Below are 12,273 nucleotides of genomic sequence, written 5' to 3' on the forward strand. Positions count from 1 at the left end.
GATCAAGGTCACATGGCACGGTGAACGTTTGACTGCGCGTGAATTCATGACCGAGCATTCGGCTCGTCAAGGTTCACTTGATGCTGCGTTTTTGCAGATTCGGTGTGTGCCGTTTTCGGTTCGACTGGGTGGGGGGCTTCGGCCGTCGTGTGGGGATCGCTTTCTTGGAGCGGCCGGGGTTTTCTTCCCGGCACGGAGGCCGCGCGGCGCAGACGCCGTAAGGCGCGCGCCGGTGTGATCACCGGGGTGGCTGTGGCCCTGACGGTGAGCCTGATGCCGGGCGCGTACGCGGTGCCGCCGCCGGACGGCACCCGGCTCGGTGTGGACCTCGTCGACCTGCCCGAGGCCGACGTGGCCCCCGGCGAGAACGGCGGCTCGCTCGCCGAGATGACCACGCACGAGGTGCCGCCGGTCGTCGACTACGAGCCGACGAAGACGGCTGCTCCGGTTGGTGCCGCGGCAGTCGAGACGGTGACGGGGTTGACCGCGGGGGAGACGGTCCCGGTCGGCACGTTGCCGGTCGGGGTCGGTGCGCCGGGGACGGCGACGCCCGAGGAGACGGCGGCGCTGGAGGGTGACTGGCAGGTCGCGCTGGCGGACCAGTCCGAGTTGGCGGATACGGAGATCGAGGGTCTGGTCTTCACGGTGACTCCGCCCGCGACGGCCACGGGCAAGGCCGTGGTGGCGGTGGACTACACGGAGTTCGCCGAGCTGTATGGCGCCAACTGGGCGGACCGGCTTCAGTTGGTGCAGTATCCGCAGTGTTTCCTGACCACGCCGGATGTGGAGGGGTGCGACGAGCCGACCGAGGTCGACACGCAGAATGTCGTGGAGGCCAAGAGCGGCGATGATCCCGGCGATGGTGTGCTGGATGGTGAGCGTCGTATCGAGGCGACGGTTGATGTCGCCTCGCTGACGGATCCGGGTGCGGGTGGTGCGTCGCCGGCTGCCGCGAAGGGCGGCATGGGCACGGTCGATGACGCGCTGTACCGGCCGTCGGGGGCGAGGGCTTCTGCTACGGCGGTTGCTGCGACGGCGCTGACGGCGGCTGCGGCCGAGTCGGGTTCGTCGGTGTTCGTGGCGCAGTCGTCGGGTGGTGGTTCGAAGGGTGATTTTTCGGCGACGCCGTTGGTGAGTGCGGGTTCGTGGACGGCCGGGAGCAGTTCGGGCGGGTTCTCGTACTCGTATGCGATGCAGGTGCCGCAGGTGCCTGGTGGTCCGGCGCCGAGTGTGGGGTTCGGTTACAACTCGCAGGTGGTGGACGGTCGTACGTCTGCCTCGAACAATCAGCCGTCGTGGATCGGTGATGGTTGGGAGTACAACGCGGGGTCCATCACGCGTACGTACAAGTCGTGTCGGGATGACCGTGAGGGGTCTGCGAACAACGAGAATCGCAAGACGGGTGATCTGTGTTGGGGTTCGTACAACGCGACGATGACGCTGGGTGGTACGACGACCGAGCTGGTCCTGCCGGACGGCGCGGAGGCGGAGTCGGACCAGTGGGTGACCGCGAACGGTGACGGTTCGCGTGTGGAGCTGGTCAAGGACACGGGTCTGGGTAACGGGGACGCGGACGGGGAGTACTGGCGGGTCACTACGCGTGACGGTATGCAGTACCACTTCGGTCGGCACAAGCTGCCCGGTTGGAGTGACAACGGCGCCGCTGCCGACGACCCGGTCACCGACTCGGTGCTGTCCGTTCCGGTCGCCGGCAACCACTCCGGTGAGCCCTGCCGCGCCACCGCCTTCGCGGACTCCTTCTGCAAGCAGGCGTGGCGGTGGAACCTCGACTACGTCGTGGATCCGCAGGGCAATGCGATGTCGTTGTGGTGGGAGAAGGAGACCAACCACTTCGCCCAGAACCTGAAGTTCAAGTCGCCGGTGAAGTACGACCGCGGTGGCTATCTGACCCAGATCGACTACGGCCAGCGCGAGTCGACGCTCTTCTCCGCGCCCCCGGTTGCCCGTGTGTCGTTCGCCGTGGACGAGCGCTGCTACGCGGAGGACGGCATTGCCTGCACGGATGCGAACTTCGCTTCCGGTGACTTCGCCAAGAACCGGATCTGGTACGACACCCCGGCCGACCTGTACTGCTCCGGTGCGTCCGGCAAGGAGTGCTACGTCCCGGTGCCGACGTTCTGGTCGCGCAAGCGGCTCGCGTCGGTGACCACGCTGGCCCAGCGCACCGAGGGTTCGACGGCGCTGTCGAAGGTGGACTCCTGGACGCTTCAGCAAGCGCTGCCGGCGGACCGGACCGACGAGGGCGTGGCGCTGTGGCTGGAGTCGATCAGCCGCACCGGCTTCGACCCGGCGGGTGAGGTCATCGCCCTCCGCCCCGTGCAGTTCGTCGCGAACACCGCGTCGATGCCGAACCGGGTCAAGGAGGGGTCGGGCGACCCGAATCCGGTCTTCGACCGCCTGCGCATCGAGCGCGTCGTCAACGAATACGGCGGCGAGACGCTGGTCGACTACGCCGCGCCGGTCGGCGCGTGTGCGACCGGTTCCGGTTTCCCCAAGCCCGAGGAGAACACCGGGCGGTGCTTCCCGGCGTACTGGCACCCGGACCCGGACAAGGCCGACGAGTCGATCGACTGGTTCCACAAGTACGTCGTCGACAATGTCCAGGAACTGGCCGGCATCACCGGCATCCCGCCGACCACGACGTCGTACGAGTACGTGGGTGGTGGTGCGTGGGGTCTGAACCAGGCCGAGTTCTCGAAGAAGAAGACCCGTACCTATGACCAGTGGCGCGGTTACGAGTTGGTGCGGACGATCTCGGGTGCCGACCGCACGGACACGTACGAGGGCACGCAGCGGTCGATGAGTGAGACCCGGTACTTCCGGGGCATGGACGGCGACCCACTGCCGGGCGGCGGCAAGCGCTCCGTCGAGCTGAAGGACAGCACGGGCGCGACCATCGCCGTGGACAAGCTGGCCTACCAGGGCCGGGTGGGCGAGACCCTCACCTACAACCGTAACGGCGGGGATCTGCTGACGCGGTCGGTGGACTACCCCACCCACCAGGTGCTGGCCACCCGGACGAGGCACGGCGGCATACCCGCGCTCCAGGCTTTCCGAGTGCTGGCCGACCACAGCATTTCGGTCACCCGTGCCTCCGGGACGCTGCCCGGGGACACCCGGACGTGGCGCACGATCAGGACCTCGACCGAGCACGAGGACACCTACGGTCTGCCGGTGAAGGTCGAATCGCAGGGCGACACCGACAAGACGGGTGATGAGACCTGTTCGGTGATGTCGTATGTCCACAACACCGCCAAGCACCTGATCGGTCTGTCGAAGGAGACTTTGACGACGGCTGGGACGTGTGCGGATGCGGCGTCGGCGACTGGGGCGGACTGGATTTCGGGTTCGCGGGTTGCGTATGACGCGGGTGCGTTCGGTGCCGTGCCGAGTGTGGGTCTGGCGACGACGACGTGGGATGTCAGCGGTTCGGGTGGTGGCTGGACGCAGGCGGGCACGGTCGAGTACGACAGCTACGGCCGTCCGACGCGTACGACGAATGCCGAGGGCAAGGCGGACACCACTGCCTATGATCCGCCGACCGGTCAGGTTCATGCGATCACGACGATGAATGCGTTGTTGCATTCCTCGACGACGGAGATTGAGCCGGGTCGTGGGACGACGTTGAAGGAGACGGACGCCAACGGCCGTACGACGGTGTATGCGTATGACGCGTTGGGGCGGGCGACGAAGGGTTGGAACATCAACCAGCCGGCGAGTGAGCCGCCGTCGGTGGAGTTCGAGTACAACACCACGGCGGGTGAGCCGGTGTCGGTGGTGACCCGGGCGTTGCGTGAGGACGGCGGGTACGACACGTCGACCGTCTTCTACGACGGTCTGGGGCGTGAGCGGCAGCGGCAGGATCCGGCGGTCGGTGAGGGCCGGCTGATCACGGATATCAAGTACAGCGCGAACGGGACGATTGAGCGGACCAACAACGCGTACTACGCCACGGGTGATCCGCAGAAGGTCATGTATGAGGTCGAGTCCGACTTCAATGTGCCCAATGCGACGCTGTACAAGTATGACGGCGCGGGACGGCTGTTGCAGGAGACGCCGTACGAGGCGGGTACGGAGCGGCCGGAGAAGGCGAGCAAGTACGAGTACGGCTTCGACTACTCCGTCGCCGTGGAGCCGACGGGTGCGGCGACCCAGCGGAGTTGGACTGATGCGCTGGGTCGGATTGTGCAGGTGGACACGTTCACGGATCCGACCCGCACGGTGGCTCGTACGACGAAGTACGGGTATGACGCGCGTGGTGACAAGGTCCGGGCAACCGAGCACAAGACGACTGCCGCGGCGGCCTCTGCGACGTGGACCTGGGAGTACGACGCGCGTGGCCGCCTCGTCTCGGCGACCGACCCGGACGCGGGGACGTCCTCGACGACGTACGACACGCTGAACCGGCCGGTCACCACGACGAAGACGGTCAACGGCCAGCCTTTGACGGTGTGGAGCGGTTACGACGCTTTGTCGCGGCCGACTGCGCAGCGGCTCGGCTCGTCGAGCGGGACGAAGCTGACGGAGTTCACGTACGACTCGCTCAGCGGGGGCAAGGGTCTGCCGGTGTCGGCGACCCGCTACACCGACAACCTCGCGTACACGACTTCGGTGACCGGATATACGGCGGATTACAAGCCGACGGGTAAGACGCTGACGTTGCCGTCGACGACGGCGGTGCTGTGGGGCCTGGAGCCCAGCTACACCTACAGCTACGACTACACGAAGATGGGCCAGCCGCGTTCGGTGACGCTGCCGAAGGCCGGTGCGTTGGCGGCGGAGAAGGTGATCACCCGCTACAACCAGGACGGGCTGCCCGTCTCCACGTCGGGTCTGGACTGGTACACGGCGGAAACCACCTACAGCGCCTACGGTGAGGTGCTGCGCACGGCGACGGGTGAGCATCCGAACCGGGTGTGGACGACGAACCTGTTCGACGAGCGCACCGGTGAGCTGACCGAGTCCATCGTCGACCGCGAGTCGATCACGGACACGACAGTGGTGCCCGACCGCCGGGTCAACTCCCGCAAGTACGCCTACGATCCGGCGGGCAATGTCACGTCGATCGCGGACACCTCGAATTCGGTCACGGACCGGCAGTGCTTCACCTATGACCATCTGGGTCAGCTGACGGAGGCGTGGACCGCGCCGGGTGCCTCGTGCAAGGCGGCGGGTAAGGCGACGGCGGAGCCGGCGTACGCGGACGGCACGAAGAACGTGACCGCGAGCAGCAACGGCTACTGGCAGTCCTACAGCTACGACGAGGTCGGTAACCGTAAGGAACTGGTCAAGCACGACCCCGCGTTCGATGTGGCGAAGGATGCCACCACGACGTACACGTACGGGGAGAACGGTAAGCCGCACACGCTGACGAGTCTGTCTTCCACCTATACCTCGGATGCGGGTGCGGAGATCATCGAGGACGCCGCGTTCGAGTACGACGAGTCGGGCAACACGACGTCGCGGACGTTCGGTGGGGATGAGCAGGCGCTGACCTGGACGTGGGACGGCAAGGTCGAGAAGGTCACCGGCTTCGGCGAGAACGGTACGGGGCCGTGGAACGGCCTGGCCGGGAAGTGCCTGGACCTGGGCGGGGCCTCCACGACGCCTGGGACGGCGATCCAGCTGTACTCCTGCAACAGCAGCAAGGCGCAGAACTTCCGTATCGACGCGGCATCGAGCACGGATCCGACGACGGGTTCGCTGAAAATCCTCGGCATGTGCGCCATGCCGAAGGACGGTGGGACCGCCAACGGCACGCTGATCGTGATCGCCGCGTGCACCGGCGCGGAGAACCAGAAGTGGCAGACCATCGAGGCGGGGCACAAGCTCAAGCACATCGCCTCGGGCAAATGCCTGGACGTGCCGGCCGCCAACTCCGCCGACGGCACCGACCTGCAGCTCTACACCTGCGACACCAACGGCACCGCCCAGTCATGGACCCCCGCGAAGGAGACCACCTACATCTACGGGCCGGGCGGCGAACGCCTCCTCGCCCTCAACGGCAGCGAACGCACGCTCTACCTGGGCGACACCACCGTCTCCATGACCGTCAACGCCACCCACTCCTACACCGAGCGCTACTACGCCCAGCCCGGCGCACCGACCGTGATGCGCCACGTCCTCGGCAACAGCGCGCCGAACCTGAGCGCACAGATCACCGACCAGAACGGCACCGCCTATCTCAACGTGACGCTCGCGGCCGGCAACAAGCCGCAGTTCTCCAAGACCGACCCCTTCGGCGTCAAGCGCAGCGAGACCAACAGCTGGCGCTCGCACCGCGGATACATCGGCGGCGACCAGGACACCGGCAGCGGCCTGGTCCACCTGGGCGCGCGTGAGTACGACCCGGCGCTCGGCCGGTTCATCTCGGCCGACCCGGTACTGGACCTGAACGACCCGGTCCAGAAGAGCGGCTACGTCTACTGCGAGAACAACCCGGTCACCTACGCCGACCCGACGGGTATGGCCTCGGAGAACCCGGGCATGGAGTTCGGCGGCCCGTCCAACGGTGAGATCGCCGCGGCCAACGCGACGCTGAACACCTCGATCTCCAGCGTCATCCTGAGCATCGGCTGGGCGGCGCTGAAGGAGTTCGTCGGCTGGAACGACGTCGTCGGCTGCTTCTCCCGGGGTGACCTGTGGGCCTGCGGCAGCCTCTTCGCCAACGCGATCCCCTGGACCAAGCTCTTCAAGGTCGCGGGCGTCATCGCCGCCGCCTACCGCATAGCCAAGGCCATCGGCGCCCTGATGAAGGCCAAGGAACAGGCCCGCAAGGTCCTCGCCCTGGCCCGCAAGGCAGCCGAACTGGCCCGCAAGGCGGCAGAAGCGAAGAAGAAGGCCGCAGCCCGCGCCGCACAGTTGAAGAAGCGAGCGGAACAGGCGGCGACCAGAGCGGCCAAGGCGGCCGCGAAGAAGACCGGAAACCAGGCCCAGAAGCAAGCCAAGAACCAAGCCAGACAGGCGTCCAAGCCGATCGCGAAGAAGGAGGCGGCGAGCAAGCCGCCGGCGAAGAAGGCGGCAGAGCCGGAGCCCGACTCCAAGCCGTCGGGCACCTGCCCCAGCAGCTTCGTCCCCGGCACGCTGGTCCTGATGGCCGACGGCACCACCAAGCCCATCAAGGACGTCAAGAACGGCGACAAGGTCCTCGCCACCGACCCCGAAACCGGCGAAACCAGCGTCGAAACCGTCACGGCGGAGCGCAAGAGCAAGGGCTTCAAGCACTTCGTCAAGGTCACCATCGACACGGACGGCGCCAAGGGCACGAAGACGGCGTCCGTCACCGCCACCGACAAGCACCCCTTCTGGGTCCCCGAGGTCGGCAAATGGCTCGACGCCACCGACCTCAGGACCGGCCAATGGCTCCAGACCGGCACCGGCACCTACGCCCAGATCACCGCACTCCAACGCTGGACCAGCAAGACCGCCACCACCGTCCACAACCTCACCGTCAGTGACCTGCACACGTACTATGTGCTGACAGGGACCACGCCGGTACTCATCCACAACTGCGACGACTTCATCGGCCCCAAGGACCATGTGGCCCTGGGGCGGGAGATGAAGGACGGAACGGCCAGTGTCGAGGACTTCGCGGACGCGATTCAAGCCCGTCATTTCATGAATTCCACCGACTGGCAGGGTGACGTGCAGGGCGCTATCAACCGGCTTGGCCGGGGTGAGGGCAACATTTCGTTCCTGCTTGACGGCCTTCCCGGGGGAACCCAGGGTCCAGCCAAGGCTCTCAAGCTCGCCAGGGAGGCCATGAAATCCAAGGGAGGAGCGATGGCCACCCAGTGGGAGCTCGTGGAGATCGACAAAGCGGGCCTGATGGGCCAGGTCGACTTCTACCGCTGGAACAGGCGGTTGGGCGCGTACGGGAAGGTGAAGTGATGGCAGTTCCCTCGGACCTCGGCTTCTCCGACGATCGAAGCTTCAGCCTGATCGATTACCGACACAGTCACTCGCATGCGGTCCTGCGTGGTTTCCCGCCGTTCGACGATCTTGTAGTGGAGCGCGGCGAGGGCAAGGTCCTTGACCTGTACTTCGTCGGCGTCCAGCGGATTTCCTGCTGGAAGGACATCGGTCCTGTTCATCTCCGGGCTGCGGACGCTGCGGAACGCGCCACTTTGGAATCCCGCATCGGGCCGATCGGGAAGAAGTGGGTTTTTCTGATCGAACCGGACTCGATCGAGAGCTATGTGATCGCGGGGCGTGTTCTGTGGGCAGAGTTCGTGCTTCCGACCCCGTTCACGCTTCCCAGCCCACTCGTGAGCCTCAACCGCGAGGAGGCGGAGACATACCGGCCGGTCGATGGCGTCGTGCATTCGACCCGTGCGTACTGAGGCCCCCCGGGCCTGGAGCGTCACACTGGAAGTGAATGGCTGTTGAGCGCGTATCGGCTGTGGTGCGCGCCCAACACGTCAGAGCCAACTGAATGAGGGCCTCGGCCGGAGACATACGGCCGGGGCCCCTTGCCTTCGGGTTGTGTTCGGCCGTTCACCGACGGCACATGCGGCCACCGCTCTCCGTACCCGTTACCGCCATCTCGGCGGTCGACGCTCACGCTCGGCAATTGCCATGTTCCCGACAGTGCGACCGACCGTCAGGAGACCTCATGAGACGGCACCGTCCCGTCCGATCCACCGCTCTCGTTCTCGGTACCGCCCTCGCCGCGCTCAGTGCCGCCGTGCCGCCCGCGGGGGCGCAGGCGGACGGGGGGCGGGCGCTTCCAGGGGTGGTGCCGAGGGCTGAGGCGGCCACCCTGTACGACGACGAAGCGGGCGGCAACGCCAACGCGGACGACCCCGCCATCTGGCGGAACGACGCGGACCCGGACCGGAGCCTGGTGGTCGCCACGGCCAAGGAGGGCGGGCTGCGGGTGTACGACCTCGACGCGAAGGTCGTGCAGTCGATCGCCGCTCCGCCCGCGCCCGGGCCCGACGACGCCCCCGGGCGGTTCAACAACGTCGACCTCGTCCACGGGGTGGAACTGCCCGGCGGGCGCGCCGACGTCGCCGTCGTCACGGACCGCGGACACGACCGGCTCCGCGTGTACCGCATCGACCCCGGCCGCCGCGGCGGCCCGCTCACCGAGATCACCGACCCCGCCGCGCCGGCCGTGTTCTCCTCCGGCCAGGAGGAGATCAACGAGCAGGCCACCGCGTACGGCCTCGCCACCTGGACCGACCCGGCGAGCGGGCGTGCGTACGCGCTCGCCAGCCGCCGCAGCCGTACCGGTATCGCGCTGCTGGAGCTCGTCCCGACGCGCGCCGGCACCGTCACCTACCGCACGGTCCGCACCGTCGAACTCCCCGCAGCCTTCCCGCTTCCGAACGGCACCACCTGGCAGCCCTGCGGCGAGCCGGGTGAACTGCCCCAGGTCGAAGGCATGGTGGTCGACCCGGCCAGCGGCACGCTCTACGCCGGTCAGGAGGACGTCGGTATCTGGCGGATACGCGCCGACCTCAGCGGAAAGCCGAAACTGCTCGACAAGGTCCGCGAGTTCGGCGTCCCCGGGACCTACGACGAGGAGACCGAGGAGTGCGCGCCCGGCGCGGACCCCGGCTACGGCGGCAAGCACCTGTCGGCCGACGTCGAAGGGCTGACCCTGCTCACCGAGCGCACCGGCGACGACGGCTACCTCCTGGCCTCCAGCCAGGGCGACAACACCTTCGCCCTCTACGACCGTGAGCTCTCCGACGCCAATGAGTACGAGGGCGGCTTCCGCGTCTCCGCCGCCTCCGCGGCCGTCGACGGCTCGGAGGAGTGCGACGGAGCGGCCGTCCTCAACGCCCCGCTCGGCCGGCGGTACCCGCGCGGGCTCCTGGTCGTCCAGGACGGCCACGACGCCCCGGGGGACGGCGACCGCGAGGCGACCAACTTCAAGTTCGTCGACCTCGGTGACGTCATGGACCGTATCGACGACTGAACCCTGGCGGACACTCGTGGTTCGTAGGGCGTTTTCCCTGGTCACACGCCCATCACAATCAAGTACCGGGCAGTGTCGCGGTGATCGTCGGAGGTCTCCCGGACCCGTAGGTTGACGCTGTTCGTCATCTGAAAACAGAGAAAGTTGCACCATGCGAAGAACTGTCCTCCGCCGGTCCGCCGTCGCCACTTCCCTCGTCTCCCTCGCCCTCCTCGCCACCGCCTGCGGCGGCGGTCAGGAGTCGGGGGACGAGGGCAAGGGCAAGACGGTGAGCGAGCAGCCGAGCGCCTCCGCCCCGGCGGCGGCCAAGGCGCTGACGGCGGCCGAGCTGGAGAAGGCCGCACTGGCCCAGGGCGACGTCAAGGGCCACAAGGTCACGCCTCCCGGGGCGGGTGACATCGGAGAGAAGAAGGACATCGCCGTCGACAACCCGGCCTGTGAGCCGCTCGCCCACACCGGCGCCGGCCTGTCGTACGGCACGCCGGTGGCCGACGTGCAGCGCAAGGTCGTCAGTGAGCCCGAGAAGCCCTCGGACACCACGTCCCCCGACGCGCTCGCGGCGGCCTTCAACGTGACGATGACGATGGTGGCTCTCTCCTCCTACGAGGCCACGGGCGCCGACGATGTCTTCGACGCCCTGACCGGCGCCGGCGATGCGTGCGCCGGCGGCTTCACCATCACCACGAAGGGGGAGAAGCAGAAGGTCACCAAGGTCGAGAAGGCGAGCATCACCGCTGGTGAGGAAGCGGCCGCCTGGACCGTGACCAGCGAGCAGGGCGGCACGGCCATGGTGACGACCATCACCGTCGTCCGCCAGGGCTCGACCCTCGCCTCCTTCTCCTCGGCGAACCTCGGGGCCCTGGACAAGCCCTCCCCGCTGCCGAAGGCCGTCATCGACGCCCAGGTCGCCAAGCTCGGCTGAGCCGTCTCGTCCCGTAACCGCCTCCTGTGCCCCGGCGATCCGCAAGCGCGGACCACCGGGGCACCGTGCTCACAGCGCCCCGTACACCGCCGCGACCAGCGCCATCTTCCGCGGGTCGTCGGCGATGTGCGGCCCCATCCGGTTCATCACGTACCCGACCGAGACGCCCGCCTCCGGGTCCGCGAGGCCGCACGAGCCGCCGTAGCCGTCGTGGCCGAACGCCCGCGGGTTCGGGCCGTACGAGCCGTTCGGGCCGCTCAGCCAGAGACCGAGGCCCAGCTCCGTGTCGTGGGCGAAGCCCGCGCCGAGGACGAGGTCCCGGCACGGGCCCTGGCCCTCCCGCACCCGCTCCGCGGCCTCCGGTGAGAGCACGCGGCGCTCGCCGAGCAGGCCGCCCGAGGCGAAGACGCCGTACAGGGCGGCGACCGCGCGGGCAGTCCCGTGGCCGTTCGCGGCGGGGATCTCGGCGGCGCGCCACTCGGGGGTGTTGGCGGTCGCGGCGGTCACCAGGGGGTTGGCGAGCGCGGCCACGGCCGCGGGCGCCAACTGTGCGAAGGCGGCGGCCTGTTCGCTGCCCGCAGGCGCCGGTGGGTGCACCAGCTCGGCGGCGCGGTCCGCCTCCTTCTCCGGCAGGCCGATCGTGAAGTCGACGCCGCCGGGGCCGGTGACCTCCCGGTGCAGGAACTCACCGGGGAGCAGTCCGGTGATGCGCCGCACCACCTCGCCGACCAGGAAGCCGTACGTCATGGCGTGGTAGCCGGACCGGGTGCCGGGCTCCCACCACGGCTCCGTCGCCGCCAGCCTGGACGTGGTCGACTCCCAGTCGTACAGGTCGTCCAGCGTGTGCGGCACCCGCAGCCCGCACAGGCCCGCGCGGTGCGAGAGCAGATGCCGTACGGGCATGTCCTGCTTGCCCGCCGCGGCGAACTCCGGCCAGTACGAGGCGACCGGGGCGTCCAGGTCGAGCAGTCCCCGGTCGGCGAGGATGTGCGCGCACAGGGCCGTCGGGCCCTTGGTCGTCGACCACACATTGACCAGGGTGTCGCGCTGCCACGGGCGGGTCCGCGCCCCGTCGGCCCACCCGCCCCACAGGTCGACGACGGTCTCGCCGCCGGCCACGACCGTGACGGCTGCGCCCAGTTCGCCGCGTTCGCGGAAGTTCTCCTCGAACGCGGCCCGCACCGCGGAGAATCGCTCGTGGCAGTGGCCCTCGATACGCGGAACGGGTTCGTCCATGGCTCCTCCGCCTCCAGTCCGCGCTGCCGTCGGCAGCCGGCAGTCCGGCACCCGGCAGTTCGGGTACCCCGGCAACATACCGACTGGTCGGATCGGAGTGAAGAGGCCCGTTGTCAGTGGCATGGGGCAGGGTGGACGGTGCTCCGTCGTATCGACCGAGCGAGCA

At 68.2% G+C, this 12,273-nt stretch carries 5 protein-coding genes; 4 read left to right on the forward strand and 1 reads right to left on the reverse strand.

Annotated elements, in window-relative coordinates:
* Positions 1 to 234: 234 nt before the first annotated feature.
* The 4 genes from KK483_RS29050 to KK483_RS29065 all read left to right on the forward strand — a co-directional run bounded on the left by KK483_RS29050 (position 235) and on the right by KK483_RS29065 (position 10,871).
* Entirely contained in the window at positions 235 to 7,911 is a 7,677-nt protein-coding gene (locus KK483_RS29050) for a ricin-type beta-trefoil lectin domain protein (protein WP_262008174.1), read from the forward strand.
* The gene (locus tag KK483_RS29055; protein WP_262008175.1) at positions 7,911 to 8,363 is read left to right on the forward strand and encodes a hypothetical protein; all 453 of its coding nucleotides are present in this window, start codon (positions 7,911 to 7,913) and stop codon (positions 8,361 to 8,363) included. The genes KK483_RS29050 and KK483_RS29055 overlap by 1 nt, the downstream gene beginning before the upstream one ends.
* Before the next feature lie 272 nt (positions 8,364 to 8,635).
* Positions 8,636 to 9,949, forward strand: a complete 1,314-nt coding sequence (locus KK483_RS29060; protein WP_262008176.1) for a phytase — start codon at positions 8,636 to 8,638, stop codon at positions 9,947 to 9,949.
* A gap of 151 nt (positions 9,950 to 10,100) precedes the next feature.
* On the forward strand, positions 10,101 to 10,871 hold the full coding sequence (locus KK483_RS29065) for a sensor domain-containing protein (RefSeq protein WP_262008177.1): 771 nt from the start codon (positions 10,101 to 10,103) through the stop codon (positions 10,869 to 10,871).
* Between the two features lie 69 nt (positions 10,872 to 10,940).
* On the opposite strand, the gene KK483_RS29070 is transcribed toward KK483_RS29065, so the two are convergent.
* Entirely contained in the window at positions 10,941 to 12,107 is a 1,167-nt protein-coding gene (locus KK483_RS29070; protein ID WP_262008178.1) for a serine hydrolase domain-containing protein, read from the reverse strand.
* Between the last annotated feature and the right edge of the window lie 166 nt (positions 12,108 to 12,273).

The organism is Streptomyces sp. FIT100 (assembly GCF_024584805.1).
Classification (GTDB): domain Bacteria; phylum Actinomycetota; class Actinomycetes; order Streptomycetales; family Streptomycetaceae; genus Streptomyces.

Bases quoted from the DNA above. Each gene is read 5' to 3' on its own strand.
- KK483_RS29070 (WP_262008178.1), bottom strand. From the start codon at position 12,107: ATGGACGAACCCGTTCCGCGTATCGAGGGCCACTGCCACGAGCGATTC.
- KK483_RS29055 (WP_262008175.1), top strand. From the start codon at position 7,911: ATGGCAGTTCCCTCGGACCTCGGCTTCTCCGACGATCGAAGCTTCAGC.
- KK483_RS29065 (WP_262008177.1), top strand. From the start codon at position 10,101: ATGCGAAGAACTGTCCTCCGCCGGTCCGCCGTCGCCACTTCCCTCGTC.
- KK483_RS29060 (WP_262008176.1), top strand. From the start codon at position 8,636: ATGAGACGGCACCGTCCCGTCCGATCCACCGCTCTCGTTCTCGGTACC.